Origin of the sequence: Microbacterium invictum, assembly GCF_014197265.1 — a bacterium.
GTDB lineage: Bacteria > Actinomycetota > Actinomycetes > Actinomycetales > Microbacteriaceae > Microbacterium > Microbacterium invictum.
The window spans coordinates 1400330-1427094 of the sequence record NZ_JACIFH010000001.1 but is presented as its reverse complement, the minus strand read 5'-3'; the positions used below and the strand labels follow the sequence as shown (position 1 = coordinate 1427094).

Annotated in this window: 29 protein-coding genes; 18 read left to right on the top strand and 11 right to left on the bottom strand. The window is 68.4% G+C overall.

Translation table 11 applies throughout. From position 1 onward, the window contains the following. Positions 1 to 49: 49 nt before the first annotated feature. Positions 50 to 571: a DUF4190 domain-containing protein gene (locus BKA10_RS06950; RefSeq protein WP_183499222.1), complete on the top strand. Its 522-nt coding sequence runs from the start codon at positions 50 to 52 to the stop codon at positions 569 to 571. A 55-nt stretch (positions 572 to 626) separates the two neighbouring features. Here BKA10_RS06950 and BKA10_RS06945 read toward each other — a convergent pair whose 3' ends face one another. Then, on the bottom strand, positions 627 to 1511 hold the full coding sequence (locus BKA10_RS06945) for a fumarylacetoacetate hydrolase family protein (protein WP_183499221.1): 885 nt from the start codon (positions 1509 to 1511) through the stop codon (positions 627 to 629). A 65-nt stretch (positions 1512 to 1576) separates the two neighbouring features. On the opposite strand from BKA10_RS06945, the gene BKA10_RS06940 reads away from it, so the two are divergent. The 10 genes from BKA10_RS06940 to BKA10_RS06895 all read left to right on the top strand — a co-directional run bounded on the left by BKA10_RS06940 (position 1577) and on the right by BKA10_RS06895 (position 10780). Continuing rightward, on the top strand, positions 1577 to 2734 hold the full coding sequence (locus BKA10_RS06940; protein ID WP_183499220.1) for a PrsW family intramembrane metalloprotease: 1158 nt from the start codon (positions 1577 to 1579) through the stop codon (positions 2732 to 2734). A 152-nt stretch (positions 2735 to 2886) separates the two neighbouring features. Further along, positions 2887 to 3255 carry an FKBP-type peptidyl-prolyl cis-trans isomerase gene (locus BKA10_RS06935; protein WP_183499219.1) on the top strand — a complete coding sequence of 123 codons (369 nt, stop codon included), beginning with the start codon at positions 2887 to 2889 and terminating at the stop codon, positions 3253 to 3255. Between the two features lie 178 nt (positions 3256 to 3433). Then, positions 3434 to 4000, top strand: coding sequence for a YceI family protein (locus BKA10_RS06930; RefSeq protein ID WP_183499218.1), 567 nt, complete (start codon positions 3434 to 3436; stop codon positions 3998 to 4000). Positions 4001 to 4811: 811 nt separating this feature from the next. Beyond that, on the top strand, positions 4812 to 5342 hold the full coding sequence (locus BKA10_RS06925; protein WP_183499217.1) for an RNA polymerase sigma factor: 531 nt from the start codon (positions 4812 to 4814) through the stop codon (positions 5340 to 5342). Then, positions 5314 to 6327, top strand: a complete 1014-nt coding sequence (locus tag BKA10_RS06920) for a hypothetical protein (RefSeq protein ID WP_183499216.1) — start codon at positions 5314 to 5316, stop codon at positions 6325 to 6327. The genes BKA10_RS06925 and BKA10_RS06920 overlap by 29 nt, the downstream gene beginning before the upstream one ends. After that, positions 6324 to 6788 (top strand): hypothetical protein, encoded by a 465-nt coding sequence (locus BKA10_RS06915; RefSeq protein WP_183499215.1) that lies wholly within the window; start codon positions 6324 to 6326, stop codon positions 6786 to 6788. Before BKA10_RS06920 ends, BKA10_RS06915 begins: the two co-directional genes overlap by 4 nt. Before the next feature lie 532 nt (positions 6789 to 7320). Then, positions 7321 to 7839 carry a hypothetical protein gene (locus BKA10_RS06910; RefSeq protein ID WP_183499214.1) on the top strand — a complete coding sequence of 173 codons (519 nt, stop codon included), beginning with the start codon at positions 7321 to 7323 and terminating at the stop codon, positions 7837 to 7839. A 126-nt stretch (positions 7840 to 7965) separates the two neighbouring features. Further along, positions 7966 to 9018: a peptidoglycan-binding protein gene (locus BKA10_RS06905; protein ID WP_248198903.1), complete on the top strand. Its 1053-nt coding sequence runs from the start codon at positions 7966 to 7968 to the stop codon at positions 9016 to 9018. Further along, complete coding sequence (locus BKA10_RS06900; protein WP_183499212.1) at positions 9015 to 9665, top strand: ABC transporter ATP-binding protein; 651 nt, start codon at positions 9015 to 9017, stop codon at positions 9663 to 9665. Before BKA10_RS06905 ends, BKA10_RS06900 begins: the two co-directional genes overlap by 4 nt. Beyond that, positions 9662 to 10780 carry an ABC transporter permease gene (locus BKA10_RS06895; RefSeq protein WP_241739901.1) on the top strand — a complete coding sequence of 373 codons (1119 nt, stop codon included), beginning with the start codon at positions 9662 to 9664 and terminating at the stop codon, positions 10778 to 10780. Before BKA10_RS06900 ends, BKA10_RS06895 begins: the two co-directional genes overlap by 4 nt. An 8-nt stretch (positions 10781 to 10788) precedes the next feature. Here BKA10_RS06895 and BKA10_RS06890 read toward each other — a convergent pair whose 3' ends face one another. The 3 genes from BKA10_RS06890 to BKA10_RS06880 all read right to left on the bottom strand — a co-directional run bounded on the left by BKA10_RS06890 (position 10789) and on the right by BKA10_RS06880 (position 13365). Next, positions 10789 to 11724: a DMT family transporter gene (locus BKA10_RS06890; protein ID WP_372491417.1), complete on the bottom strand. Its 936-nt coding sequence runs from the start codon at positions 11722 to 11724 to the stop codon at positions 10789 to 10791. A gap of 94 nt (positions 11725 to 11818) precedes the next feature. Next, positions 11819 to 13147 carry an MFS transporter gene (locus BKA10_RS06885; RefSeq protein ID WP_308221554.1) on the bottom strand — a complete coding sequence of 443 codons (1329 nt, stop codon included), beginning with the start codon at positions 13145 to 13147 and terminating at the stop codon, positions 11819 to 11821. Further along, positions 13144 to 13365, bottom strand: a complete 222-nt coding sequence (locus BKA10_RS06880; RefSeq protein ID WP_183499211.1) for a DUF167 family protein — start codon at positions 13363 to 13365, stop codon at positions 13144 to 13146. Before BKA10_RS06880 ends, BKA10_RS06885 begins: the two co-directional genes overlap by 4 nt. A 61-nt stretch (positions 13366 to 13426) precedes the next feature. Here BKA10_RS06880 and BKA10_RS16635 point away from each other — a divergent pair, with 61 nt between their 5' ends. The 3 genes from BKA10_RS16635 (at position 13427) to rpsO (ending at position 15402) form a co-directional block, all read left to right on the top strand. Beyond that, positions 13427 to 14299, top strand: a complete 873-nt coding sequence (locus BKA10_RS16635) for a DUF222 domain-containing protein (RefSeq protein ID WP_366932108.1) — start codon at positions 13427 to 13429, stop codon at positions 14297 to 14299. Beyond that, positions 14244 to 14897 carry an HNH endonuclease gene (locus BKA10_RS16630; protein WP_366932111.1) on the top strand — a complete coding sequence of 218 codons (654 nt, stop codon included), beginning with the start codon at positions 14244 to 14246 and terminating at the stop codon, positions 14895 to 14897. The genes BKA10_RS16635 and BKA10_RS16630 overlap by 56 nt, the downstream gene beginning before the upstream one ends. Before the next feature lie 235 nt (positions 14898 to 15132). Then, the gene (gene rpsO, locus BKA10_RS06870) at positions 15133 to 15402 is read left to right on the top strand and encodes a 30S ribosomal protein S15 (RefSeq protein ID WP_183499210.1); all 270 of its coding nucleotides are present in this window, start codon (positions 15133 to 15135) and stop codon (positions 15400 to 15402) included. A gap of 70 nt (positions 15403 to 15472) precedes the next feature. Here rpsO and surE read toward each other — a convergent pair whose 3' ends face one another. From surE to BKA10_RS06850, 4 genes are all read right to left on the bottom strand, one after another. Continuing rightward, a complete protein-coding gene (gene surE / locus BKA10_RS06865; RefSeq protein ID WP_183499209.1) occupies positions 15473 to 16264 on the bottom strand; it encodes a 5'/3'-nucleotidase SurE in 792 nt (263 codons plus the stop codon). Continuing rightward, positions 16261 to 17277, bottom strand: coding sequence for a 1-phosphofructokinase family hexose kinase (locus BKA10_RS06860; RefSeq protein ID WP_183499208.1), 1017 nt, complete (start codon positions 17275 to 17277; stop codon positions 16261 to 16263). Before BKA10_RS06860 ends, surE begins: the two co-directional genes overlap by 4 nt. A gap of 126 nt (positions 17278 to 17403) precedes the next feature. Further along, positions 17404 to 18420: an isopenicillin N synthase family dioxygenase gene (locus BKA10_RS06855; RefSeq protein WP_183499207.1), complete on the bottom strand. Its 1017-nt coding sequence runs from the start codon at positions 18418 to 18420 to the stop codon at positions 17404 to 17406. Between the two features lie 225 nt (positions 18421 to 18645). Then, positions 18646 to 19842 (bottom strand): acyltransferase family protein, encoded by a 1197-nt coding sequence (locus BKA10_RS06850; RefSeq protein WP_183499206.1) that lies wholly within the window; start codon positions 19840 to 19842, stop codon positions 18646 to 18648. A gap of 105 nt (positions 19843 to 19947) precedes the next feature. Between BKA10_RS06850 and BKA10_RS06845 the strand changes: the two genes are divergently transcribed. The 3 genes from BKA10_RS06845 to BKA10_RS06835 all read left to right on the top strand — a co-directional run bounded on the left by BKA10_RS06845 (position 19948) and on the right by BKA10_RS06835 (position 23084). Continuing rightward, positions 19948 to 21111, top strand: coding sequence for a N(5)-(carboxyethyl)ornithine synthase (locus tag BKA10_RS06845; protein ID WP_183499205.1), 1164 nt, complete (start codon positions 19948 to 19950; stop codon positions 21109 to 21111). A 96-nt stretch (positions 21112 to 21207) separates the two neighbouring features. Next, the gene (locus BKA10_RS06840; protein ID WP_183499204.1) at positions 21208 to 22437 is read left to right on the top strand and encodes a CE1758 family FMN-dependent luciferase-like monooxygenase; all 1230 of its coding nucleotides are present in this window, start codon (positions 21208 to 21210) and stop codon (positions 22435 to 22437) included. A 2-nt stretch (positions 22438 to 22439) separates the two neighbouring features. Then, entirely contained in the window at positions 22440 to 23084 is a 645-nt protein-coding gene (locus tag BKA10_RS06835) for an FMN reductase (protein ID WP_183499203.1), read from the top strand. 3 nt (positions 23085 to 23087) lie between these two features. On the opposite strand, the gene BKA10_RS06830 is transcribed toward BKA10_RS06835, so the two are convergent. The 3 genes from BKA10_RS06830 to BKA10_RS06820 form a co-directional block, all read right to left on the bottom strand. After that, positions 23088 to 23672: a gamma-glutamyl-gamma-aminobutyrate hydrolase family protein gene (locus BKA10_RS06830; RefSeq protein ID WP_183499202.1), complete on the bottom strand. Its 585-nt coding sequence runs from the start codon at positions 23670 to 23672 to the stop codon at positions 23088 to 23090. A gap of 68 nt (positions 23673 to 23740) precedes the next feature. Further along, the gene (locus tag BKA10_RS06825) at positions 23741 to 23917 is read right to left on the bottom strand and encodes a hypothetical protein (protein ID WP_183499201.1); all 177 of its coding nucleotides are present in this window, start codon (positions 23915 to 23917) and stop codon (positions 23741 to 23743) included. A 33-nt stretch (positions 23918 to 23950) separates the two neighbouring features. Further along, positions 23951 to 24133 (bottom strand): DUF5302 domain-containing protein, encoded by a 183-nt coding sequence (locus tag BKA10_RS06820; RefSeq protein WP_183499200.1) that lies wholly within the window; start codon positions 24131 to 24133, stop codon positions 23951 to 23953. Positions 24134 to 24428: 295 nt separating this feature from the next. Here BKA10_RS06820 and BKA10_RS06815 point away from each other — a divergent pair, with 295 nt between their 5' ends. Continuing rightward, positions 24429 to 26708 (top strand): polyribonucleotide nucleotidyltransferase, encoded by a 2280-nt coding sequence (locus tag BKA10_RS06815; RefSeq protein WP_183499199.1) that lies wholly within the window; start codon positions 24429 to 24431, stop codon positions 26706 to 26708. Positions 26709 to 26765 lie beyond the last annotated feature (57 nt).

Below are 26765 nucleotides of genomic sequence, written 5' to 3'. Positions count from 1 at the left end.
GGCTAGTTTCGCACTGCCGGGATCACCCGTGCACGACTTAGGAGGCCTCATGACCGACCCCCAGAACCCCACGCCGTCCGGCGACCAGCCGCCCGCATACCAGCCCCCCGCAGGCGACCCGGCCTCGTATCAGGCGCCGGCTTACGGCGCTTCGGCCCCCGAGCAGCCCGGTGCGGCTCCCGCGTATGCGGCGCCTGCCTATCCGACCGAGGGTTACGGCGCGCCGCAGCCGGTCAACCCCGGCAAGACGATGGGCATCGTGGCGCTCATCCTCGCGATCGTTCCCATCGGCCTGCAGCTGGTCGGTCTGATCCTCGGCATCGTCGCGCTCGTCCAGAGCAAGAAGGCCGGTCAGAAGAACGGCATGGCGCTCGCCGCGATCATCGTGAGTTCGGTGCTGATCGTGCTCGGCGTGATCGTCGGCATTGTGGTCTTCACCCTTTTCGCCAGCGCCGTCGGTGACATCAACTCGCAGGTCGAGGCGTGCATCGCGAACGGCGGCACCGGCTACATCGAGGTGTGGGGCCAGCAGCTGTCGTGCGAAGAGGTGCTGAACCAGGCCGGACGCTGATCCGAACCTCATCGAGCGGCGGTGGGTGCTCCGGCATCCGCCGCCGTTCCGCTTTTCAGCCGTCGATACGGCAATGCGTCGTCAGCTGACCGATGCCGTCGATCCCGACCGTCACGGTCGAGCGGTCGCGCAGGAAGATCTGCGGGTCGCGCGAGTAGCCGGCTCCGCCCGGGCTGCCGGTGGAGATCAGCGTGCCCGGCAGCAGCGTCGCCGACTGCGACAGGTGCGCGACGAGCGTCGCGACCGAGCGGATCATCTGCCCCGTGTTCGCGTCCTGCACGGTCTGGCCGTCCACGATCGCCCAGATGTGCAGATCCTGGGGATCGGCGATCTCATCCGCGGTGACCACGAACGGGCCGGTCGGGGTGAACCCGTCGAACGACTTGCAGCGCGACCACTGCGCTTCGGAGAACTGGATGTCGCGGGCGGTGATGTCGTTGACGACCGTGTAGCCCCACACGTGGTCGAGGGCGTTCTCCTCGGTGACGTCACGCGCGGGAGCGCCGATGATGACGCCGAGCTCAGCCTCGTAATCCACCGATTCGCTCAGAGTCCGCGGCCACGTGGTCGTGGCATCGTGCGCGGTGAGCGAGTTCGGCCACAGCACGAACACGGTCGGCGCCTTGTCGGCCTTCAGCCCCAGCTCGCTGGAGTGCGCGGCATAGTTCAGGCCGACTGCGAGGATCACCGGCGGCGTCTGGACGGCCGAGGCAAAGGAGAACGCGTCAAGTGGATGCCACGAGGCCACGTCCGCGGCCGCCGCGGCCTCACGCACGCGGGCCAGCAGCGGGTCGCCGCCCTCGATCAGGGACTGCAGCCGCGAAGGCGCACCTTCGAACAGTCCGGCGACCGGCAGGGCGCGGTCATCCTGGATGACCGCGAGCCGCGAGACGCTCATTTCGGGGGTGGCTCCGGCGGCGATGACGTGGGCGAAGCGCATCGTTCCAGGCTACCGGTCGCGCACGCGCGCGGGCTGGCGCTGATGGTAACCATAGGCTGAACCGCATGATCTACCCGTCGCCTCTCGCGCAGCCCGAGCACGGTGCGGGGGCGCCGATCTCACCGGCGCCGGTCGCGCCGCCGCTGCCGGTTCCAGCCCGCAAGGGGCGGTCGGCGCCGCTGTGGGGCTTCGGCATCCTCATCGTCCTGCTCATCGCGCTCGCCGCCTACCTGCTGACCTTCCTCGGGACCGCCGCGTCGGTCATCGGCATGGTGCTGGCCCTGATCCCGCTCACCGGCGTGCTGCTGACGGTACGGCTGGTCGACCGGTGGGAACCCGAACCGCGGTCGCTGACGGTCTTCGCCGTCGCCTGGGGAGCGATCGCCGCCGTCGCGCTCGCGCTGCTGGTCGACGCGCTGATAACCCTCGCCATCGGCGTCGACGCGTCGCCGGTGCGCGAGACGTTCTCGACGGTCATCCAGGCGCCGCTGGTCGAAGAGCTGGCGAAGGGTCTCGGCGTGCTCCTGATTCTCGTGATCGGCCGTCGCGCGTTCGACGGACCTGTCGACGGCGTCGTCTACGGCGCGCTCGTGGGCGCCGGGTTCGCGTTCACCGAGAACATCCTCTACTTCGCCACGAGCCTCATCGAGGGCGGCGTGACCGACGTCACGATGACCTTCTTCATGCGCGGGATCATGTCGCCGTTCGCGCACGCCATGTTCACAGCCGTCACGGGGTTCCTGCTCGGCCGTGCGGTGCGGCAAGGCCGGACGGCCGGGGGATACTGGCTGGCGGGCATCGCCGGCGCAACGATCCTGCACGCGTTCTGGAACGGCTCGGCGATGTTCGCCGACTTCTTCCTGCTGTACTTCACCCTTCAGGTGCCCCTGTTCATCTGCTTCATCGTCGGCATCATCCTGCTGCGTCGTGAAGAGGCGCGGCTCACGCGCGATCGGCTGGGGGAGTACGCCGTCGCCGGCTGGTTCACCCCGACCGAGGTGCAGATGCTCGCGACGCCTCGCGGCCGCCGTCAGGGCATGACGTGGGCGCGCAGCCTGCCCGGCGACCGGTCGGGGCTCATGCGGCGGTTCATCGCCGAGGCGACGTCGCTGGCCGCCGCTCGCCAGCGCGCCCTGTCGGGTCGCGACCTGCAGGCCGCGGACGACGAGCGGGTGTACCTCGCCCGTGCCACGGCGGCGCGTGCACAGCTGATGGCGCGCTGAGCGGGGCCGCCCACAACAAGACTCAGCGCTCGGTGCCGCGGCGATGCCGGCGTGTCTCCCGAGCGCTGAGTTGGTCTGCCCCCATTGTCACCGCGGCGCTTCGACGGTGTCAAGAGGTCCCACGGCGGCGGCGGGCGTGCTTGGATGGATGTATGAGCACCGACCGCACCAAGCCCGAGATCGACGCGCCCGAAGGCGCCGCCCCCGCCGAGCTCGTCATCCGCGACATCATCGTGGGCGACGGCACCGAGGCGAAGCCCGGCGACACCGTGACCGTCCACTACCTCGGCGTCGAGTACGACACCGGCGAAGAGTTCGACTCCTCGTGGAGCCGTGGCGAGACCATCCAATTCCCGCTCCGAGGCCTCATCCAGGGCTGGCAGGACGGCATCCCGGGCATGAAGGTCGGCGGGCGCCGTGAGCTGGTCATCCCGCCGCACCTGGCATATGGCCCCGCCGGCGGTCACTTCCTCGGCGGCAAGACGCTCGTCTTCGTGATCGACCTCGAGCAGGTCGGCTGACAGACTTCGAACGTGACAGGGGGTGGATGCCACGGCATCCACCCCCTGTCACGTTCGGTCCGGGCGTCCGGTCAGGTCTTCAACAAGCCCCAGAACTTTTTTACATTCTCTGGAATAGATATCGCGCGGACGCGTTGAACCTTCGCAGACCGACTCCCTGACCGAAAGGCCACCCCTCATGACCGACACCACGACCACCGCCATCGAAATCCCCGGCTACAAGGCAGGCACCTGGGTGCTCGACCCCGCGCACAGCGAGATCTCGTTCAGCGTCCGCCACATGATGATCTCGAAGGTGCGCGGCTCCTTCAGCGTGAGCAGCGCCACAATCGTCGCCCCCGCCAACCCGCTCGAGGTGCAGGTCACCGCCAGCGCCGACGCCGCGTCGATCAACACCAAGGACGAGGGCCGCGACACCCACCTGCGCTCGGGCGACTTCTTCGACATCGAGACCTACCCGACGATCGACTTCGTCTCGACCGGCGTGCGCGTCGCCGGCGACGACTTCCTCGTCGACGGTGACCTCACCATCCACGGCGTCACCAAGCCGGTAACTTTCGAGCTCGAGTTCGGCGGCTTCGGCACCGACCCGTGGGGCAACTACAAGGCCGGCGCGACCGCGAAGACGGTCATCAACCGCGAGGACTTCGGCCTCACCTGGAACGCCGCGCTCGAGACCGGCGGTGTCCTGGTCGGCAAGGACGTGACCATCACGCTCGACCTGCAGGGCTCACTGCAGGCCTGATCGTTCGACTTCGCAAGCGGGGTGGATGCCACGGCATCCACCCCGCTTGCGTGTGTGCGCTCTTGATTCAATGGTCGGGCACTCATCAGGTCAGGTTTCTCCGTGTTTCGACATAAAGAAGTGTGAGCAGGCGTCTTGCGGCAGGAGGGGTTCTGGCCGCGATTCTCGCGGTTGGCGGGTGTGCCGCTGGTTCCCCGGCACCTGGCGCTTCGCGGGAGTCTGCGTCAGCCGCAGCCTCGATGGCACCCGGGGCAGAGATGACGCCCCGCACTCCCGACGAGGTGGCTCGCGCGGTGGGTGAGTGTCTCGCGCAGCGCGGCTGGGATGTCGAGTACGTGGGTAACGGCGGGTTCAGCGTCGAGACGCCGCCCGAGCAGCTCGAGGTTTATCGTGCAGATGACGCTGAATGTGCGGAGGCCGCCGGCGTAGGGACGACGCAGGCCGCGCCCATCACCCCGGCGTTGGCCGAGAGCGAGTATGCGGCGCAGCAAGGACTTCGCGCGTGCCTGGTTGAACTCGGACTCATTCCTCCGGAGTTGCCGACCTATCAAGTGTTCAGCGACGCTCTCTTCGAACGGGCAGAAGCCATCGACCTGTACGGACTGGCGCCAATCGCGGCGACACCCATGTCGATGATCCGATCGTGCGTCGCTCCTGCCCAGATCCGATGGACACCTGGGGAGACAACTGACTCGAGGAGCGATGCTCGGTGTACCGATCTGAAATCGTTCGAGCCGCAGATGTCAGGATTCTGCCGAATCCGACATATACATGGTGAGGGGGCCATGGCGGTCCCGGCACAAGGACCACGATGACGCTGACCCGCGACGAGTTCGCTGCGCTGTACGAACATGCGTGGCGACCGGTGTGGCGATACGCGCGCCGGCGTGTCGGCGATGACCAGCGAGCCGAGGACATCTGCTCGGAGGCGTTCCAACTCGCGTGGGAAAAACTCCCGGCAGATCACCCGAACCCCGTCGGTTGGCTCGTTCGCGCTGCGGGGTTCGCAATCAACCGTGCAGCGCGTGAGGGTGAACGTGAGCGCGCTGCCCTGCGTGACCACGCCGTGGTGAACGTGGCAGACGATGCCGATCCACTCCTGAGGGATCTCGACGTAGCGTGGGACAGACTCGCGGAGGTACACCGGGTGGTTCTTCAACTGATCATCTGGGATGAGATGTCGGCGGCTGACGCCGCGGTTGTGCTCGGATGCTCCGAGCCAGCGGTATGGAAACGGGCGAGTCGCGCACGCGCTGCGTTGCGCGAAGTGTGGCCGACTGCCAGCGACGAGCCGCATTCCGGGGGGGTGGAGTATGACGTTCGATCAGCATCGAGTCGATGACGACGAACTGGACGCGATGATCGCCTCGCTCGATCCGCTGCGCGGTCAACGGGTAGATCGCCCGCTGACTGCCGACGAGATCGCGCTGCGAGACAGGATCATGGCCACGGGGTCGCACTCTCTGGTGTCGTCGACGAGGCGCGCCCCCACCGCGCAGGTCCTCCTCACAGCCGCAGTCATACTGGTGGCATTCGTCCTCGTATGGCCATGGGTGGCGCCGTCACGGGCCGTGGCATTGACGCCCGCACCGCTGCAGGTATCGCCGCTGGCGATCGGGGTGGACGAGGTGATCGATATGGCGCAACGTCGCCTCACAGCGACCAGCGGGCCGGCTGCGATTGAACGTCGCACGCACGCGGTGGGCTGGTATCTCCATCTCGACGAGGCCGCCGACGGTACCCGGACGGCGACGATCGCTCCGGAGGTCACGACTTTCGCCTGGGAGTATGACGGATCCGGCCGCATGCTCGTGGTCGCCGGAGTGCCGTATCTCGCCGACGGGTCGACACCGCCAGAAGGACAGCTCGCGGCGCCAGAACCCGGCACAGTCCTCCACGATGTGACACACGGCCCCGGCGGGTTCGACCCGCCACCGGTCGATGACGATCCCGGCGAGTCTTACGACGACATGCGCGCCGTGCTCACTGCGTTCGGCGTGCCCGAGAGGCCGTCTGCTTCCGCGCTGATGATCGGTATTGACGGATTATTCCATTCGTGGACGATGACCGATGCTCAGCATCACCACCTGCTGGACATGTTGCGCGCTGCTTCCGGCCTTGAATTCGTCGGCGAAGCCACGGATCGAGGCGGGCGCCCAGTGATCGTTCTCGGAGCCGACTCGACTCTCAACCCTGACTTTCGCCACCTCCTGCTTGTCTCTGGGGAGACCGGGCGGATCGTCGGCACGGAAGATGTCCGTCTCGCTCCGTTGGACCGGCTGCCCGCCGGCTCCGTCACCGCATATACCCTTTGGGAGACCGAATGATCAGACCGTGGTTTCGCTCACGCCTCTTCTCCGTCGTCGCGGGTGCCGCGATCATTATCGGTGCTTCGACGACATCAGCCGCTGCTGCCAGCGTTGATCCCGCGATCGCGTACGCACTGGCCCACGAACCGGGTGGCATCGTGGTCGACGAGGCGACAGTCGTGTGGCCGCACCTTGGAATGGAGTTGACCGTTTCGTCCGTCGCTGCGCGTGGGCTGTCGTCCAAGTGCCCCACCGGGCTCATCTGCGCCTTTGGCGGGCACAACGAGACGGGAACGCGATTGACCTGGGCGACGTGCGCGGTCCATTCGACTGCGGCGCTCCCCAACGTCCTGTCAGTCGCGGGCGCCCGCTCTGTGAACTCGGTCCAGGCTCGCAACGCCACCACGGTCCTGGCCACTGCGGGCGCAGGCAACTACGTCAACGTCTACGGAACGGTGACGAACGTGCGATGCCTCTAGCGGCGCGGATCCGGAGCTGTGGCGACCAATTTGGTCAGGAATCGGCGCGACTGAACGTATATAGGTAGGAGACAACTCCGGCGCCAGATGGGCTGGAGCAACACATCGAAACAATGGAGTATCGGATGCGCAAGAAGCACCTTGGGATTGGCGGGGCGATCGCCGCGATTGCGCTCGTGGTCACCATGAGTAGTCCCGCCGCAGCAGTCACTGCAAGTGGGTACCAATCCTGTAGCTCGTCTCAGGGCTACGGGATTCAGACGCGTCTGAACGCGGGTTGGACGACCACGACCGTCACGCTCCACACCTATACGAGTGCTGACAGTCGCCCGTTCTATGGGGGTGGGTACAAGAACTCGACGCGGGGCAACAACGCGAGCGCCGGCTCGTGGAGCGCGTACACACCGCACACGTCCGACACTGCTCGCGGCACCTGCGGGCCCAAGATCACGTGACACGGCGACTGCTCCTGGCTCTCGCTGTCGCGGCCTCGCTCAGCACCTTGAGCGGCTGTGCGCACGCTGCGACTGAGGTGGGCACCTCCTCCGGCCCGGACGCGACCGCGCCCGGGCCGGAGGAACCTACCGCGTCTGCCGACCCGGATGCGAGACAGCCCGCCGACACCAATGCTGACGGGAAGGTCAGCTCGCGCGAGATCCTGGTATGGAGCGCTGCTTGCCTGCAAGAACTCGGCTGGGACGTTGCACTCGACGGCGACTCCATACGCGGGGGATCCACAGAGGCTCAGCACGACGTATACGTTCGGGATATCGAGGAATGCGCCGCGAAGGGGGCGCCGAACGTGCCGCAGTCGATGGAGTGGACGCCTGAACTGGCTCGAATCGAGTACGACGCGCAGGTGCGGTACCGGGAGTGCTTGATCGAGCACGGTGTGGATGCGCCCGAGTTGCCGAGCTACCAGCAGTATGAGGACGACATGCTGGTTCGCGGTGACGTCTACGACACCTCCGACGCGGCGGGGTTGTCCTACGATAGCGAGCTCCGACTGACGTGCGCCGATCCATTCGAGACGTTCGGCCAGAACGGGTGAAACCTAACGGCGGGCTAACGCATCCAGGTAGGGGCGCAAGTTCGCGCCAGTATTGTGACGATGGACGAGGAGCGGGCATTGCCGACGACTGAGGGTTCTTCGACGTCTCGACGGGGTGCGCGTTGGGTGGGGTGGCTGGTGGGTGGGCTCGTGCTGGTCGGGCTCGGCGCCGGTGTCGGGTGGGCCGCGGCCACGGTGCTGACGCCCGCTGAAGACCCGCTCGAGGCGACCGAGTTCACCTACGTCGCGGTGGCACCCGGTGAGGTGGGGTCGAGCATCAACCTGAACACGGTGGCCGAGTGGGCGCCGGTGCCCGTGGGTGCCAACAAGGCCACGGGCACGGTGACCGAGGTCGTGGTGGCTGCGGGCGACGAGGTGCAGCAGGGGTCGGTGCTGTACCGCGTCGACGAGCGGCCGGTGGTCGTCGCTCAGGGTGACGTTCCGGCGTACCGACCGATCGAGTCGGGCGTGCGCGGCGATGACGTCGCGCAGCTGCAGCGAATGCTCGACGCCCTCGGCTTCTATTCGGGCGATATCGACGGCCGCGCGATGTGGAGCACGACGGCCGCGGTACGAGCATGGCAGAAGTCGCTCGGAGTCGAGCAGACCGGTACGGTCGGCGTCGGCGACGTGATCTTCGTGCCCACGTTGCCGACCCGGGTGTCGCTCGACACCGAGGTGATCTCGCGTGGCGCGTCGGTCAGCGGTGGCGAGGCGGTGCTGCGGGGACTGCCGGCGTCGCCGTCGTTCACGGTGCCGGTGACCGACTCACAGGCGGGCATGATGCCGCCGGGCACGCGGGTCGAAATCGCGTCGCCCGAGGGTGGCGAGTGGATCGGGTTCGTCGTCGACCAGCGTCGCGATGAGCAGTCCGGCACGGTGATCGTCTCGCTCTCCGGCGTCGATGACAGTGTGATCTGCGGTGACGAGTGCGGGCAGATCCCGGTGACCGGGCAGGCGCCTCTGCCCTCGCGCATCGTGACGGTCGAGACGGTCGCGGGGCTGGTGGTGCCGTCGGCGGCGCTGGTGACCGGCGGTGACGGGCAGATCGCGGTGATCGACGAAGACGGCGAGCGGATACCGGTGACGATGACCGCGTCGGCACGCGGCATGAGTGTGGTCGACGGGGTCGCGGACGGCACGCGGGTGCGAGTTCCGGCATCCGGAACCACATCATGACCACCGAGGCGCCGGTGCTGCAGGCCCGGGACGTCGGGTTCGAATACGTGCCCGGCGTGCGGGTGCTCGACGGGTGGTCGGCGTCGTTCCGGGCCGGGTCGATGACCGCGCTGACCGGTCCGTCGGGCCGGGGCAAGTCGACCCTGCTGTACTTGCTGGGGCTCATGCTGCACCCGGGGCAGGGGCACATCGCCGTGGACGGGATGGATGCGACGCGGATGCCGGATGCTGCACGGGCACGGCTGCGGGCCGACCGGTTCGGCTTCGTGTTCCAAGACGCCGCGCTCGACCAGACCCGCACCGTGCTCGACAACGTCACCGAGACTGCCCTGTACCGGGGGCAGTCGCGCCGCGACGCCCGCGCGGACGCGCTCGGTCTGCTGGAGAGGTTCGGGGTGGACGTGCCGCCGCTGCGCAAACCCGGTCAGGTGTCGGGCGGGCAGGCGCAGCGGATCGCGCTGTGCCGCGCCCTGCTGAACGCGCCGCGGGTGCTTCTGGCCGACGAACCGACCGGCAACCTCGACCCGGTCACGAGTGATCTGGTCGTCGACGCGCTGCGCGAGCACGCGGCCGGCGGCGCCGCCGTGATCGTCGTGACCCACTCGCCCGAGGTGGCCGCCGCCTGCGACGAGGACATCCGACTATGAGCGGCGGTTCAGCGGCGGGGCGCGCGGCGGGCATCATCGCGGAGGCGTTCGCGTCGGCGCGGTCGCAGCCTGTGGCATCCGTGCTCACGATGCTGATGGTGGCGGGGATGATCGTCACCGTCATGCTCACCACCGGCCGCACGGTTGCCGCCGAGCAGAGCGTGCTGTCGTCGATCGACTCGGCCGGCACTCGTTCGATAACGGTGCGTGCCGAGGACGGCGCCGGGATCACCAGCGACGTGCTCGACCGGATCGCCGGGGTCGAGGGCATCGAATGGACTGCCGCGTTCTCGCTGGCGATGGATGCCACCAATACGCTCATCCCCGACGGCACCCGGGTTCCGGTCCGCTACGCGTACGGCACCGGGCTCGACCGGCTCGGTATCCCCATCGACTCACCGGTGCCCGGCGGGCTCGCGTACGCGTCGCCGCTCGCCCTCGACCAGCTCGGCCTGCCCGACGTGGCCGGCGGGATCACCTTCACCACCGGCGCCGATTACGGCGTCGCCGGTACCATCGACACCCCCGACTTCCTCACCGGGTTCGAGCCGGTCGTGCTCGTACCGCAGCCCGAAGCGACCGGTGCAGAGACCGTCAACATCCTCGTTGTGATCGCCGAACGCCCCGACCTGGTCGCCCCCGTGTCCGACGCCGTACTGTCGGTACTCGCCGCCGATGACCCCACGAAGGTCACCGTGCAGACCAGTGAAGCGCTCGCCGAGCTGCGCGCTCTCGTGAAGGGGCAGCTCGGCACCTTCTCACGCGGCCTGGTGCTCGTCATGCTCGCCATCACCGGCACCCTCGTCGCGATCATCCTCTACGGCCTGGTCATGATGCGCCGCAAAGACTTCGGCCGCCGCCGCGCCCTCGGCGCCACCCGCGGGCTGATCGTCGGGCTGCTCCTCACCCAGACTGCGATCCTCGCGGTCGGCGGGACAGTGCTGGGTGCTGCGGTTGGTGCCGGGGTGCTCATCGCCACCGGCGACCCCTTACCCGGGGGAGTGTTCTTGCTCGCCATCGGCGTGCTCGCCATCGCCACCGCGACCATCGCCGCGCTCGTGCCCGCCCTCGTCGCCAGCCGCCGCGAACCCATCCGTGAGCTCCGGGTGCCGTAGCGCGATCGTCACGCGGTGCGAGCGCGTCGCCGCAGACGGTCTTGGGCGAGGAGGATGCCGAGGAACACCAGCACGGCACCGGCCGGCTCGTTCCACGACAGGTGCTCGCCGAGGACGATGACGCCGAGGATCACGCCGACCACCGGGGTGATGTAGGTCACCGTCGAGGCGCGGGTGGGGCCCCAAGCGCGCAGCACGTTCTGGTTCCAGATGTACGCGACGCCGGTGCCGAGGCAGCCGAGCAGCAGCAGACTGCCGATGATCCACGGGTCGAGCCGCACCGGAGTGGTGGCGATCAGCGGCGCGAGCGCGACCATGATCACCGCGGCGATACCGATGTTCAAGAACGAGAAGGTCAGCGCCGACATGCCGGTGTTCGACGCGAAGCGCCGCATGTACGCGAGGCTGAAGCCGTAGCAGGCGGTGGCCCCGAGAATCGTGAACTGCGCGACGAGGCTCTGACTGAAGTCGAGGCCCTGCCACGGCGCGATGATGACCATGACGCCCGAGATGCCGACGAGGATGCCGGTGATCTGCACCGCGTTGAGCTTCTCGACCCGGAAGACGAGCCACGCCATGATCGCCGTCATGATCGGCGTCGTGGCGTTGTAGATGCTGGCGAGTCCTGACGTGACATGCTGCTGCGCCCACGAGAACAGCAGGAACGGGATGACGCAGAACGAGCAGGCCAGCACCGTCATGTGCGCCCAGACGACGCGACGGCGGGGGAGGCGTTCCCGCCGCAGCAGCACGAACAGCCCGAGGGTCAGGCCGCCGAGCACCAGGCGTGCCAGGACGACCTGGGCCGGGGAAATTCCTTCGAGCGCGACCTTCATGAACAGAAAGCTCGAGCCCCAGATGATGCCCGTGAACACGAACTGCACGAGGATCGTCACGCTGGCGGCGCGTGCGGCTGTGGCGGCGGCCACAGGGGTGGGTGTGATGCTCACTCGGCGACTCTAGCTCCGGCCTGCGACGCCGCGGCGCGTCCCGGGATGTGACGTCCGAATTCCGCAGATATGCGGCCGGAACCCTGCCTCAGGGCACGGGGTGCTCGGCGTCGTACGCGCGGAACCGCGGGCTCAGTCGCACCAGGAACAGGACCAGGCCGATGATGACGAACCCGCCCAGCAGCGGCGGGAACCACAGCGCCGTGAAGGTGGCGAGCGTGCCGGCGTAGAGGGCGCCCACGCGTGGTCCGCCGGCGACCACCACGATGAAGATGCCCTGCAGGCGCCCGCGGATCGCGTCGGGGACAGCCGACTGCATCATGGTGCTGCGGAAGATCGAGCTGATGTTGTCGGCGGCGCCCGAACCTGCCAGGGCGAAGCACGCGGCGACGAGCATCACGATGTTGGCCGAGGTCTCGTCGACGACCTCGGGCGCGAACAGGCCGAACGCGGCCAGCAGCAGCATCAGGCCGAACAGCGCGATAGACGCCCCGTACGCGATGATCGCCCGTTCGATGCCGCGGCCGTGCCAGCGGTACCGGGCCACCGGCCCCGACAGCAGGCTCGAAAAGAACGCGCCGACGGCGATCGCGGCGGTCAGCACGCCGGTCGTGATCGCGCCGCCGCCCAGCAGCAGCGCCCCGATCGCCGGGAAGAGTGCGAGTGGCTGCCCGAACGTCATCGCGGTGATATCGAGGATGTACTGCATGCGGATGTTTCCCGCCCGCCGCAGGAACTGCCAGCCGTCGACCAGCGACTTCAGCCCGGGCCGGACGATCTCGCCCTCGGGTTTGATCGCCGGCAGCGTCCACAGGCCCAGGAACAGCGCCGACATCAGCACGAGGTCGATCGTGTAGGTCCAGCCGTAACCGGTGAAGGCGACCAGGATGCCCGCGGCGGCCGGCCCGATCGAGACCATGATGCCCATGGTGATGCCGCCCAGTGCCGAAGCGGCTGGCAGCAGCGCGGCCGGGATCAGCCGCGGCACGATCGCCTGCCGCGCCGCCATCACGACCGAGTTGGCCGACGAGTTCACGACCGCGATGACGTAGAGCCACGCCACCGACTCCATGCCGGTCCAGGTGAGGACCATGAGAACGGCGGTCGAGGCGAAGGTGACGCTCGCCGCGAGGAGTGCGACACGGCGCCGGTCGAACGCGTCGGCGAGCATGCCGCCGTACAGGCCCGCAAAGATCATGGGCACGAGCCCGGCGACGGCGATCATCGACACCGCGAAGGTGGATGCCGTCAGCTCGTACATGTGGAGCATGATCGCCACGAGGGTCAGCTGCCCGCCGAGGCCGGCGAGGGTCGACCCGATCCACATGCGGGCGAACGCCGGACTGGTCGTCAGCGGGCGCAGATCGATGAAGTGGTCGCGCCGCAGCCCTCCACGTCGCACACGGGGCGCGGTCACGCGTCCACCTCGACGCGCTTGATCCGCGAGGTATGCCCGCGCAGAATCGTGACATCGCGCTGAGGGATGCCGAAATGGTCGGCGAGCAGCCGCACGACCGCATCGTTCGCTGCGCCGTCGACGGCACGGTCGCGGACGAAGAGGGTGAGACTGCCGGCATCCGATTCCACGAGCGGCCCCTTGCGGCTGCCGGGCTTGACGCGGACGGTGATCTGCACCGTACGAGACTATCCCGCACTTCGGGCGACACGTGGTCCGGGGCCCCTTCTGGGGGTGTCGGTGGCAGCCGGTACGCTTGCGTCAGAAAAGAAATGCCCGGTCAACATTTGTAAACTCTCATCACTCAACGAAGAAATCTTCTATACAAATGCCATTGACGCCGGTAGTATAGAGAACATGAGTTCCCCACTTGACCCCCTCGCCGGTACTGTCGGTACGTTGCGCGAGCTGTGGTCGGAGGAGCGCATTGAGGGCGCCGATGGGGCGAGGCTGGTGGAGATCAACAACCTGCTCGGGCAAGCGCGCCGGCAACTCGATGCCGCCACGACGAAAGTGGCGGCAGAGATCGCCCGGCAGTCTCGCCCCGAACTCGGATCCGACAGCCTCGCGAAGCAGAACGGGTTCCGCAACGCGAACAACCTGCTCTCTTCCACTCTGGGCACCACGAACGGCGAGGCGTTCAAGCTGGTGCAGGTGGGCGAGGCTACCGCGCCGCGGCTGCTGTTGACCGGTGACACGGCACCCGCGAAGCATCCGCACGTGGCCGAGGCGCTCTCCCGGGGACGGATCGGAACGCCGGCCGCCGCCGCGATCATCGGGCTGCTCGACAGGGTCGCGTTGCGCGCCGGTGTCGAGGAACTCGATGCGGCCGAGAAGACGCTGGTAGAGCAGGCGCCGGGACTCTCGGTCGATCAGCTGGGCAAGCTCATCCGCCGCGCCGAGGCCTACCTCGATCCCGACGGCGTCGAGCCGCGCGAAGAAGAGCTGCGCGCGCAGCGGTTCTTTCGGTATCGCGAAGACGCGTCGGGCGCGCTCGTGTTCAACGGCAAGGCTGATCCCGAGCACGGGGCCCCCCATCGTGGCGGTGCTGCAGGCGATGACTTCGGCCGAACTCGGCGCGCAGAGAGCGGCCGATGCTTCAGGCGACCCTGACGCCCCACGCCGAACGGTCGCGATGATTCAGCTCGATGCACTCACCCGCATCTGCGAGCACATTCTGTCCTGCGACACCCCCGACATTCCCCTCGCGGGCGCGACGGTGATCGTGCGGCTGAGTCTGGAAGATCTTGAGGCCGGGACCGGACACGCCATGATCGACGGGCTGTCCACGCCGATTTCGATCTGCACCGCCCGGCGGATGGCCGCCGACGGCGGCATCATCCCGATGGTGCTCGGGTCGGACAGTGAGATCCTCGACTGGGGGCGCGAGAAGCGACTGTTCACCAAGGCGCAACGCCGAGCACTCTGCGAACGCGACGGCGGCTGCGCCGCCTGTGGTGCAGTGGTCGGAATAACCAAAGCCCACCACATCAAATGGTGGGCCAGACACCACGGCACCACCGACCTGGTCAACGGGGTATTGCTCTGCGAAACCTGTCATCATCAGATCCACGACAACGGCTGGGATATCCGGATCGTCGGAGTCGGCACCGACGCCACCGTCTGGTTCATCCCACCTGCGCACGTCGACCGACATCGCACCCCACGCCTCGGCGGACGCCGACGTTTCGACTACACCCCCGCTGCGTGAGTGCCGCGGTGGCACGGCCGCAGATGCCCTTCACCGGCGGTAGGTCCTGCTCGCAGCTGCCGCTTCATCGGTGACGCCCCTGGTCACGATCGCTCTCTTCGCCGGGGCGCCACTCGACTATGACGGTGCGCGAACACTGGTAGACTCTTGCAGTTGCCGTTTGATCGGCCGCGGATAAAGAGAGCCCACGCATCAGGCGTCGGGCGCCGCGCAACGAACAGAGAGGGGATCACCTATGGCACTGGAAGCAGACGTCAAGAAGGCGATCATCGAAGAGTACGCGACGCACCCCGGTGACACCGGATCCCCCGAGGTGCAGGTCGCGATGCTGACGCAGCGCATCAAGGACCTCACCGAGCACCTCAAGGAGCACAAGCACGACCACCACTCGCGTCGTGGGCTGTTCCTGCTCGTCGGTCAGCGCCGCCGTCTGCTCGGCTACCTCCAGGACATCGACGTCGTGCGTTACCGCACGCTCATCGAGAAGCTGGGGCTCCGCCGCTAAGGCATCGCAGCCAGCGTTCAATCGCGCGAAACATTCTTGAGAAGGCCGTCCACGGTGTGGGCGGCCTTCGTCATTGTGTGGATGCCGGTGATGTGGATGCCGGCGGCGTGGATGCCGGGGACTCTGGGTAGCCGAGGGGCACGTGCGAGACGGGGTCGAGCCCACTGACCGTGACCCATCCGTCGGCGAGGTACGCGGCATCCGTCCCCGGTTCGGGCACATTCGGCAGGTCTTCGACCGCCAGGCGCAGGTGGTGCTCGCCGCGCTCGCTGAGCGTGGTCTGCACGATGCCGAAGGGCGCGAGGCCCGCCTCGCGGATGCCGCGGCTGCCCGGCGTGTTGGGCACGTTGACGTTGATGACGGTGCCGCGGGGTCGCTCGACCAGAAACGGCAGCAGGCTCAAGGCGACTTCCGCCGCGGCATCCCAATGGAAGTGCTCCGGATGCATGCCGACGTCGAGTGAGATGGCGATGCCCCACGCGCCGTTGAGGCCGCCGGTCAGTGCGGCGCCGACCGTACCCGAGTGCAGGATCGCGCGACCCACGTTCGCGCCGTGATTCACGCCCGACAGCACCACATCGGCCGGCTCCCCGAACGCGCCGTGCGCGGCGATGAGGGCGATGAGGCCGGGCCCGCCGCGTACCGCGAAGCCCGGTACGCCGTCGAGCCCGGTCAGTTCGCGTCGTTCGACGGCGATGCGGCCATCCTCTTCGGCCGCCACGATCGAGGCGCTCGCCCCGCTGGACTGTCGCGCGGGTGCCGCGACGATGACCTCATGGTCTGCGGCGACGGCGGCCCGTGCCAGGGCGTGCAGGCCGGGGGCGTCGATGCCGTCGTCGTTGGTCACCAGAACCCGGGTCACCGCTCCGCCTCCTCGTCGTCGGGCTGCGCCAGCGCGGCGAGGCCATCGGGGCTCACCCGGCCGGTGTCGGGCTGGGGCATGTCACTCTCGCTCTGGTCATCGATCACGCGCGTGGTGACCTCCTTGCGGAGCTGGGCGATCGCCTCCGGGTCGCCGGTGCCGAGGCCGTGACGCGTGACGTTCAGCGCGCCAGCCGCTGCGGCCATCGTCACCGCCTCGCGCGGCGACTCACCGCGTGCGAGACCGGCGGCGATGCCCGCGGTGAGCGAATCGCCCGCACCGCGTGTGTCGGCCACTTCGAGCCGCGGCGGGGTGATCTCGAGGAATCCCTCGCCGTCGAGCAGCAGCAGCGGCTCGCTGGCCCGCGTCACGATGACCGTGTCGGCGCCGCGGGAGCGCAAGGTGCGCATGGCGCGCAGCAGCGCGGGATGTGAGGGGTCGTCGAGCAAGCCGTCATCGTGAAGCTCCTCGTCGCTGACCTTGAGTACGGTGACGCCGCCGGCGAGGGCAGCATTCAGCCGGTCGCCGGCCAGGTCGACGACGACGCGCGCGCCGGCCTGCTTCAGATCGTTGGCGAGCCGGCGGTACGTGTCGGCATCGAGCGCGCCGTCGCCCTGCGGGCCGCTGAGGATCACCAGGCCCGACTCCGCGCCCTCGCGCAGTGTCGCGCTGAACAGCTCGTCGAGCTCATGCCGTCCGAGCGCGTCGCCGTCGGCTTCGACGACCACCTCTCTGGCGCCGCTGCGGCGGTCGTGGATGTATGCGGCACCCCGGCCCTCACGAGTGGGGCCGGCGACGGTCACGCCGTCTTCCTCGAGCAGATGGCGCACCACGCCGCCGGTCTCGCCGGTGATCACGCTGCACATCGTCACCGATGCCCCGAGCCGCATGAGCATTCGGGCCTGCCACACCCCCTGCCCGCCTGCGTGCACGTGGATGTCTGGCCCGGCGGAATGCTCCTCGACCGTCACGGTGAGGACGGGCGAAGGGGCGAATACGACGACATCGCTCATGCCGGGCACGATACGTGCGCGGGAGGCCGGTCGGCCAGGGGGTTGCGGGCGAGTGCGACCTCTGGCAGGGCGGCCCCTTCTGTGCACGCCGGCGAGGTGCGGCGCGCTCTCAGGCCGCGGGCCGGATCACCCCGCGGTGCGCTCGGCCAGCAGATCGGCGTGCCAGATCTCGGCGACGTCCGGGTGCGCCCGCAGCCGCGACTTGAGCGCGTTCTCGCCGAACAGCGAGTGGATCGGGTTCGTCGGGTCCTGGGTGATGCCGCGGGCCTGGGCCTTCAGGTCGGCCGGCAGCTCGATCAGCGGCAGCTTTGCATCGAGCGCGGGGTTGAAAAAGAACGGCGCGGAGATGCGGTCGTCCGGGTACTTCGGCGAGATCACCCGGTGGTTCGTGGCGATCAGGTAGCCGCCGGTCGCATACTCCATCATCTCGCCGGTGTTCACGACGAAGGCACCCGGGACCGAGGGGGCATCGACCCATTCGCCGTCACGCTGCACCTGCAGGCCGCCCTTGCCCGGCTCGACCCACAGGAGGGTCAGCACGCCCGAGTCCTTGTGCGCGCCGACGCCCTGCTGCGGGGTCGGGTCTTCCTTGCCTGGGTAGCGGACGATCTTCAGCAACGACGCCGGGTCGCCGAAGTGCTGCTCGAAGTGGTTCTCCTCGGCGCCCAGTGCCACCGCCCACGCGCGCAGCAGTTTGCGCGCGACACCGGTGAGGTGCTCCTGCCACTCGTCGACCACCTCTCGGAGCTCCGGCTGCGCGCTCGGCCACTGGTTGGGGCCGGTGAGCCGGGCGAAGTCCGGAGCGTCGGGGTCGGTCACGGCATCCCGCTCGGGTCCGATGTCGATCTGCTCGCGCCAGTCGACCTTGCCCTGTGTCAGCTCGCCGCCGATGCGCGTGTAGCCGCGGAAGTGCGGGCTGCGCACGTTCTCGATCTCGAGCTTGTCCGCCTCGGGGAGGTCGAAGAAGTCCCGCGCGGTCTTGTGCAGCCGGGCTTCGAGTTCGGGGGTGACGCCTGTGCCGGTCAGGTAGAAGAAGCCGACGTCGTGCGTCGCGGCACGCAGGTCGTCGCGGAAGCGGGCGGCGGCTTCGGGCCCGGCGTCGAGCTGGGCGAGGTCGAGGATCGGCAGGTTCACATCGGTCATGGCACGACAGTAGGCGCCCGCCCCGGCATCCACTCGTTTGTTTCATGCCTCCCGCCGTCATATTTCACATCGGACGCACGAGGACACGCGGTCCCCGCCCGCCGCGCCCGCCTCACCCCCGGGCGATCGATGTCCGGGTTCGTGATCGGCGTCCTTGCGGCGGTTGAGGTCGGCACGACCCACATCGTGAGAATGAGGTGATGGATGCCGGTGGGCGAGGCCCGGTCAGGCGCGCGGCCGCTTGCCCTGCCTCGACGGGTCTTCGCGCGGCCGGCGCGAGCCGGTCGGGTCGCTGCGGCGTCCCTCGCGCCCGGCCAGTGTCGGGTCGTCGAACAGCCATGCGGGCCGTGGCTCGACCAGCGGTCGGAACACCGTGCGCACCGGCTTGGTCGCCAGTCCCACGGCGATCAGCACGGAGGCCACGATCACCAGCGGCAGCCAGATCCAGGTCGGATCGAGGTCGCGCAGGACGCCGGACTCGCGGAACGGATAGAGCACGAAGGAGTGCAGCAGGTAGACGTACATCGTGTACTGGCCGAAGTGCGTCCAGCGGTGCGTGCCCCGTGGGATCAGGGCGAAGAAGGCGATGCTGAGCACGAGGGCGATCGCCATGAGCGCGAGCCGCACCAGCCCGCCCCACCAGGCACCGCCGGCGAGGTCGGCGTAGCTGTCTTCGTAGAAGAGCCACAGGCGCAGGTCGATCGCCTGCCAGGTCTCGACGAAGAACCAGCACACCCATCCGGTGACCGCGAACGTCGCGATCGCGAGGGCGCGCACCCACCAGCGGCGCCGCCGCAGCAGATCGAGGCGCTCCAGGATGCCGTGGTGCTTCAGCCACCACCCCAGGGTGAAGAAGGGGAGCAGGCCGAGCGTGCGCGACAGTGACAGGGTCGAGTCGATGTTGGGCAGGTAGCCCACGCTGATCGAGATCACGACCGTCCACAGCAGTGGCCAGCGCAGCAGTGCGAGGTAGCGGAGCACGAGCCGGAAGATCGCGAGGGCCAGCAGGAACCACAGCGTCCAGGACGGCTGCGTCAGGTTCGGGTTCGCGCGGCCCTCCACGAGCCATTTCGTGAGGGTCCAGAGGCCCTCGAAGATGATGTACGGCACGACGATGTCGGTGAGGATGCGGGCCATCTGGCGCCGGGTGGGGGCGTCGGACTTGGAGAAATAGCCCGAGATGAGCGCGAAGGCGGGCATGTGGAACGCGTAGACCAGCAGGTACAGGCCCAGCGCGATCTGGGAATCGTAGGTGAGTCGCTGGATCGCGTGCCCGAGCACCACCAGGACGATGCACGCGAAACGCGCGTTGTCCCACAGCGGCACTCGCCGCTTCGCGCGGGGCAGGGGCGTCCGGCCTGTCGGCGGGACGGCAGGGGGAGTGGATGCCGGGGCAGCGGGGTCGTTGGTCGATTCGGTCATAACGGCGTAGGCCACCATATCCTGCGACGGGCGGATCCCCAGCGGGCCCCTGTAGCGTCGGCACTCCCGGGGTCGACCAAGCCCCCGCGTACAGCGAGGACGATCATGACGATCGCAGCACCCCCGACACTCGGAGTCATCGGCTCATCACGCAAACCGGACGAACGGCGGGTGCCCATCCATCCCGGTCACTTCGAACGTCTGCCCGACACGCTGCGCTCGCGCCTGGTGGTGGAGGCCGGATACGGCGAGCGGTTCGGCGTGATGGACGACGTGCTGCGCCCGCTCGTAGGCGCTCTCGTCCCGCGCAGCGAGGTGATCGCTGCGACCGACATCGTCCTGCTGCCCAAGCCCCAGGCCGACGACGTGCGTGAGCTGCGTGACGGGCAGACGCTGTGGGGATGGCCGCATCTCGTCCAGGATCGCGAGCTGACCCAGCTGGCGATCGACAAGCGCCTCACGATGATCGCGTTCGAGGCGATGCAGCACTGGGGTTCGGACGGCGCCTTCGGTCTGCATGTCTTCCACAAGAACAACGAGCTCGCCGGCTACTGCTCGGTTCTGCACGCACTGCAGCTGTGCGGCTCGACCGGCGACTACGGCCGGCGCCTCACGGCCACCGTGATCGGCTTCGGGGCGACCGCGCGCGGCGCCGTGACCGCGCTGCGCGCACACGGCGTGCACGACGTGCGGGTGCTGACCAATCGCCGCACCGCCTCGGTCGCCTCACCCATCCACGCCGCTCAGATCGTCCAGTTCGATCACGACGAGGCGCCCTACTCGAGCGAGGTCATCACCGACGACGGGCGGGTGCCGCTCGCGCCGTTCCTCGCCGAGAGCGACATCATCGTCAACTGCACCCTGCAGGACCCGAACCATCCGCTGCTGTATCTGCGCGAGAGCGACCTGGGCGCATTCCGCCCGGGCAGCCTGATCGTCGATGTCTCGTGCGACGAGGCGATGGCATTCGAGTGGGCGCGACCCACCAGCTTCGCCGAGCCGATGTTCACGGTCGGGGCCAGCACGAACTACTACGGCGTCGACCACAGCCCCTCGTACCTGTGGAACTCGGCCAGCTGGGAGATCAGCGAAGCGCTCCTCGGCTTCGTGCCGACCGTGATGGCGGGAGCCGATGCGTGGTCGGCGAGCGAGGCCATCAGCCGTGCGATCGAGATCCGGGACGGCGTCATCCAGAATCCTGCCATTCTCGAGTTCCAGGGCCGCAGCGCGCGCGCCCCGCACACGGTGGCGGAAGCGGCGATCGGGTGATCGCCGGGAATACCAGTCCCGCGCACGCGTTACAGGAGGTATATTCATCTGGATAGAGTCGGATGCCGCGGCATCCGGGAACAGGGAAGTCACACCGTGAGCGAAAACACCGCACCGCAGGTCCAGTTCGGGCTGTTCAGCGTCAGCGACATCACGCAGGATCCGACGACGGGGCACACGCCCAGCGAGGCGGAGCGCATCCAGGCCACCGTCACGATGGCGCGCCATGCCGAACAGGCCGGGCTCGACGTCTTCGCGATCGGCGAGCACCACAACCCGCCGTTCTGGTCGAGCTCGCCCACGACGACCCTCGCGTACATCGCGGCGCAGACCGAGCGGCTCCTCCTGTCGACGGCGACCACGCTGATCACCACGAACGACCCGGTGAAGATCGCCGAGGACTATGCGATGCTGCAGCATCTCTCGGGCGGCCGCATGGACCTCATGATGGGCCGAGGCAACACCGGTCCGGTCTACCCGTGGTTCGGCAAGGACATCCGTCAGGGCCTGCCGCTCGCGATCGAGAACTACGCGCTGCTGCACAAGCTGTGGACCGAGGACGTCGTCGACTGGGACGGTGAGTTCCGCACGTCCCTGCAGGGCTTCACCTCGACCCCGCGCCCGCTCGACGGCGTCGCGCCGTTCGTGTGGCACGGCTCGATCCGCACTCCCGAGATCGCCGAGCAGGCCGCCTACTACGGTGACGGGTTCTTCGCGAACAACATCTTCTGGCCGGCCGAGCACTACCAGCGCCTGATCGCGCTGTACCGCCAGCGGTGGGAGCACTACGGCCACGGCGCGTCCGAGACGGCGATCGTGGGCCTGGGCGGCCAGGCCTTCATGGCGAAGAAGTCGCAGGATGCCGTGGCCCAGTTCCGCCCGTACTTCGACAACGCGCCGGTCTACGGCCACGGCCCGACGCTCGAGGACTTCTCGCAGATGACTCCGCTCACCGTCGGGTCACCGCAGCAGGTCATCGACCGCTACGCCGGCATGCGCGACATGTTCGGCGACTACCAGCGCCAGCTGTTCCTCATGGACCACGCCGGACTGCCGCTGAAGACCGTCCTCGAGCAGATCGACTTCCTCGGCGGCGAGGTCGTGCCCGTGCTGCGCAAGGAGTTCGCGAAGGATCGTCCGGCCAACACCCCCGACGGGCCCACCCACGCCGCCCGTGTGAAGGCGGTCTACGGCGACACCGAGCCCCGCCAGGCCCGCCCCCGCGCCAACCGGGGTGACAACCTCAGCGGCCCGAACCCGTACCAGGACACGGCGCCCAAGGCCGGCTCGGCCTTCGGCGCCGCCGCAGTGAAGACAGGAGCCTGATCATGAGCGCACGCCGCGTCGCCGTCATCTCCGCCGGGCTGTCGAACCCGTCCTCGACCCGCATGCTCTCCGACCGCCTCGCGGCGGCGACGCTGCGCGAGCTCGAAGAGCGCGGCATCGACGCGCAGACCGATACCATCGAGCTGCGCGACCTCGCCCACGACATCACGAACAACCTGCTCACCGGCTTCGCGCCCACGCCGCTGGAGACGGCCATCAACACGGTCGTGTCGGCCGATGCCGTCATCGCGGTCACGCCGATCTTCTCGACCAGCTATTCGGGGCTGTTCAAGTCGTTCATCGACATCCTCGATCCGGATGCGCTGACCGGGATGCCGGTGCTGATCGGCGCGAACGCCGGCACGGCCCGCCACTCACTGGCGATCGACTACGCGATCCGCCCGCTGTTCACGTACCTGCACGCCGAACCGGTCTCGACCGGGGTGTTCGCCGCATCCAGCGACTGGGGCGCGGCCGCCGACGCTGTCGCACCGCTCAGCGCTCGCGTCGAGCGTGGCGGGCGCGAGCTCGCCGAGGCGATCGCCCGGCGCGACCCGGTGACCGGTACAGACCCCTTCGACCCGGCCAACTACCTCGGCGAGGGCCGCTCGTTCGGCCACCTGCTCGGAGGCCTGGCGGGGGAGTAGCCCTCAGGCGGCACGGACCCGGCGCGCAAGGACCAGGTCGGCGAACACGGCGAACGGCGCTGCCGCCAGCACGGCGGGAGTGCCGTCCGCCTCGGGGTGCCACTGCACGGCCAGGACCGGCGCGTCCACGTGCTCGACGGCTTCGATCACGCCGTCGGCCGCCGTCGCGCTGGCCACAAGGCCCTCGCCGAGCGTGCGGATCGCCTGATGGTGTCCCGAGGCGACGTCGATCTCGGTCGCGCCCACCTCGGCATGCAGCCGGGAGCCCGCCGCCACGGCGACGGGGTGCCACATCCACTCCGGTTCGGTCCCGGCCGAGCCGGGTGTGTGCCGCACCGCTGTAGCCGGAAGATCCTCGACGAGGGTGCCACCGAAGGCGACGTTGAGCACCTGCAGGCCGCGGCAGACCCCGAGGATCGGGATGCCGGCATCCGTCGCCGCCGAGACGATCCCCAGATCCAGGTCGTCCTGCGCCGGGTTGACGTCGTAGCACGCCGCCGCCGGGTCACCGCCGTAGCGGGCCGGGTCGACATCGCCACCACCGGGCAGCACGAGCCCGTCGAAGCCGGTCAGGTCGGTGTCGCGCACGACTGCCAGAGCGCATCCCGAGTCCAGCCCTGACCGCGTCTCGGCATCGAGGCCTCAGCGTCGTGGGCTCAGTCGCCGGGGTCCACCTCGCCGGCCTCGATCGCAGACTCCCGCTCCTCGTCCTCGGGCTCCTCCTCGATCGATTCGCGCTCGTCGAGCGTCGGCGGCGGAAGCTCGAGCTCCACCTCGTCGTCCAGCGGCACGTCGCGCTCGTCGTCCGGAATCGTCTCTCGGAACTCGCTCACTGGTTCCCCGTCCTCGCTGTCCCTCTCCCGCGCTCAGCCGCTCTTGCGGCGGAATTCCCGCTTGGTCACGGCCCCGTGGGTGCCGTGGACCGCCGAGTCGCCGTCCAGGTGAGACTCGCCTTCCCGGTGCTGCGCATTCTTCTTGTCGAGCGCTTCGCGGAACTTGCGCTTCATATCTTCGGATGCCGCGCCTGCGGGCTTGTCGTCACTGCTCATGCCCCCAACGATACGCACGAGCGGGGCACGCTGGTAGGGTTGAGAAGGTTGCCCTCCCGGCATCCGCTCAATTACACACTGAGCTCATGGCGCAGGCCGGCAGGAAGCTGGTCCCCTGTGGTGGAATCCCGATCCGATCCGGATCGGTGCTCTTCGACTGGTGACCAGCGCAGGCGGACCTCGCGGCCATGTCCTTGTGACATGCCCGCGCGCCCATATCTGCCTGTTCCTGCTCCTTCGCACGATCTCGTGCGCGAAACGCGCGTGCGAGTCTAAAAAAAGAAGGAGAGACCTCTTGGAAGGTCCTGAAATCACCGCCGCCGAAGCCGTCCTCGACAACGGACGCTTCGGCACCCGCACCATCCGCTTCGAGACCGGCCGCCTCGCCCAGCAGGCGCAGGGAGCCGTCGCCGCCTACCTCGACGAGGAGACGATGCTCCTTTCGGCCACCAGCGCCGGAAAGCACCCGCGTGAGGGCTTCGACTTCTTCCCGCTGACCGTCGACGTCGAAGAGCGCTCGTACGCCGCGGGAAAGATCCCCGGTTCGTTCTTCCGCCGTGAGGGCCGCCCCTCGACCGAGGCGATCCTCGTCTGCCGTCTCATCGACCGCCCGCTGCGTCCGTCGTTCGTCGACGGCTTGCGCAACGAGGTGCAGATCGTCGTGACCGTGCTGTCGATCGCGCCGGGCGAGTTCTACGACGCCTTGGCCATCAACGCCGCATCGCTGTCGACCCAGATCTCGGGTCTGCCGTTCTCCGGTCCGATCGCCGGCGTCCGCCTCGCGCTCATCCCCGGTCACGGTCAGCACGAAGACCAGTGGGTCGCATTCCCGACCGTGGCGCAGCTCGAGGAGGCCGTCTTCGACCTCATCGTCGCCGGACGCGTCCTGCCCGACGGCGACGTCGCGATCATGATGGTCGAGGCCGAGGCCACCGAGCACAGCTGGAACCTCATCAAGGGCGGCGCCGTCAAGCCGAGCGAAGAGGTCGTCGCTCAGGGACTCGAAGCCGCCAAGCCTTTCCTCAAGCAGCTCGTCGAGGCGCAGAACAGCGTCGCGAAGACCGCCGCGAAGGAGATCAAGGAGTTCCCCGTCTTCCTGCCGTACAGCCAGGAGACGTACGACTTCGTCGCGCACCGCGCCTACGACAAGCTCGTCCCGATCTACCAGATCGCCGACAAGCAGGAGCGTCAGAACGCCGACGACGAGCTCAAGGACGCCGTCAAGGCCGAACTGCTCGCCGCCGTCGAGTCGGGCGAGCTGCAGGCCGTTGCCACGCTCGAGTTCTCCGCCGCCTACAAGTCGGTCACCAAGACGATCGTGCGCGGTCGCATCCTTGCCGAGGGTGTCCGCATGGACGGCCGTGGCCTGGCGGACATCCGTCCGCTGGATGCCGAGGTCCAGGTCATCCCGCGCGTGCACGGCTCCGCGATCTTCCAGCGCGGCGAGACCCAGATCCTGGGTGTCACCACGCTGAACATGCTCAAGATGGAGCAGCAGATCGACTCGCTGTCGCCGGTCACGCACAAGCGCTACATGCACCACTACAACTTCCCGCCGTACTCGACCGGTGAGACCGGCCGCGTCGGCAGCCCGAAGCGTCGCGAGATCGGGCACGGCTTCCTGGCCGAGCGCGCGCTCGTGCCGGTGCTGCCCACCCGCGAGGAGTTCCCGTACGCGATCCGTCAGGTTTCCGAGGCTCTCGGCTCCAACGGCTCGACCTCGATGGGCTCGGTCTGCGCCTCGACCCTCTCGCTGCTGAACGCGGGTGTGCCGCTGCGCGCACCGGTCGCCGGCATCGCGATGGGCCTGGTCTCGGACACCGTCGACGGACAGACCCGTTACGCGGCGCTGACCGACATCCTCGGTGCTGAAGACGCGCTGGGCGACATGGACTTCAAGGTTGCCGGCACGAGCGAGTTCGTCACGGCGATCCAGCTCGACACGAAGCTCGACGGCATCCCGTCGTCGGTGCTGTCGGCCGCGCTGACCCAGGCCAAGGAGGCCCGTCTCACGATCCTGAACGTCCTCAACGCGGCGATCGACGCTCCTGACGAGATGGCGCCCACCGCGCCGCGCGTCATCAGCGTGCAGATCCCGGTCGACAAGATCGGCGAGCTGATCGGCCCGAAGGGCAAGACGATCAACTCGATCCAGGACGAGACCGGCGCGCAGATCTCCATCGAGGAGGACGGCACCGTCTACATCGGCGCCGTCGACGGGCCCTCGGCCGAAGCCGCGCGTGCGCAGGTGAACGCGATCGCCAACCCCACCAACCCGGAGGTCGGCGAGCAGTTCCTGGGCACCGTCGTGAAGATCGCGACGTTCGGCGCCTTCATCTCGCTGCTGCCCGGCAAGGACGGCCTGCTGCACATCAGCGAGGTCCGCAAGCTCGCCGGCGGCAAGCGGGTGGAGAACGTCGAGGACGTGCTCTCGGTCGGGCAGAAGCAGCTCGTCCGGATCACCAAGATCGACGACCGCGGCAAGCTCTCGCTCGAGCCCGTGCTCGAAGAGGCGGCCGACCAGGAGGGTCGCGCGGCGGCCAACCCCGGCCCCGAGGCACCTGCCGAAGGCTGATCCGCCGGCATCGCAGTCCGACGCACGCCCGCCTCTCCGTTCGGAGGGGCGGGCGTG

What these genes read in the sequence shown, in the direction of transcription:
- BKA10_RS06920 (WP_183499216.1), top strand. Translation starts at nt 5,314, where the DNA reads ATGACGTTCGATCAGCATCGAGTCGATGACGACGAACTGGACGCGATG.
- BKA10_RS06925 (WP_183499217.1), top strand. Translation starts at nt 4,812, where the DNA reads ATGACGCTGACCCGCGACGAGTTCGCTGCGCTGTACGAACATGCGTGG.
- BKA10_RS06835 (WP_183499203.1), top strand. Translation starts at nt 22,440, where the DNA reads ATGAGCGCACGCCGCGTCGCCGTCATCTCCGCCGGGCTGTCGAACCCG.
- BKA10_RS06900 (WP_183499212.1), top strand. Translation starts at nt 9,015, where the DNA reads ATGACCACCGAGGCGCCGGTGCTGCAGGCCCGGGACGTCGGGTTCGAA.
- BKA10_RS06935 (WP_183499219.1), top strand. Translation starts at nt 2,887, where the DNA reads ATGAGCACCGACCGCACCAAGCCCGAGATCGACGCGCCCGAAGGCGCC.
- BKA10_RS06930 (WP_183499218.1), top strand. Translation starts at nt 3,434, where the DNA reads ATGACCGACACCACGACCACCGCCATCGAAATCCCCGGCTACAAGGCA.
- BKA10_RS06845 (WP_183499205.1), top strand. Translation starts at nt 19,948, where the DNA reads ATGACGATCGCAGCACCCCCGACACTCGGAGTCATCGGCTCATCACGC.
- BKA10_RS16630 (WP_366932111.1), top strand. Translation starts at nt 14,244, where the DNA reads ATGACTTCGGCCGAACTCGGCGCGCAGAGAGCGGCCGATGCTTCAGGC.
- rpsO (WP_183499210.1), top strand. Translation starts at nt 15,133, where the DNA reads ATGGCACTGGAAGCAGACGTCAAGAAGGCGATCATCGAAGAGTACGCG.
- BKA10_RS06860 (WP_183499208.1), bottom strand. Translation starts at nt 17,277, where the DNA reads ATGAGCGATGTCGTCGTATTCGCCCCTTCGCCCGTCCTCACCGTGACG.
- BKA10_RS06915 (WP_183499215.1), top strand. Translation starts at nt 6,324, where the DNA reads ATGATCAGACCGTGGTTTCGCTCACGCCTCTTCTCCGTCGTCGCGGGT.
- BKA10_RS06850 (WP_183499206.1), bottom strand. Translation starts at nt 19,842, where the DNA reads ATGACCGAATCGACCAACGACCCCGCTGCCCCGGCATCCACTCCCCCT.
- BKA10_RS06950 (WP_183499222.1), top strand. Translation starts at nt 50, where the DNA reads ATGACCGACCCCCAGAACCCCACGCCGTCCGGCGACCAGCCGCCCGCA.
- BKA10_RS06945 (WP_183499221.1), bottom strand. Translation starts at nt 1,511, where the DNA reads ATGCGCTTCGCCCACGTCATCGCCGCCGGAGCCACCCCCGAAATGAGC.
- BKA10_RS06855 (WP_183499207.1), bottom strand. Translation starts at nt 18,420, where the DNA reads ATGACCGATGTGAACCTGCCGATCCTCGACCTCGCCCAGCTCGACGCC.
- BKA10_RS06820 (WP_183499200.1), bottom strand. Translation starts at nt 24,133, where the DNA reads ATGAGCAGTGACGACAAGCCCGCAGGCGCGGCATCCGAAGATATGAAG.
- BKA10_RS06940 (WP_183499220.1), top strand. Translation starts at nt 1,577, where the DNA reads ATGATCTACCCGTCGCCTCTCGCGCAGCCCGAGCACGGTGCGGGGGCG.
- BKA10_RS06895 (WP_241739901.1), top strand. Translation starts at nt 9,662, where the DNA reads ATGAGCGGCGGTTCAGCGGCGGGGCGCGCGGCGGGCATCATCGCGGAG.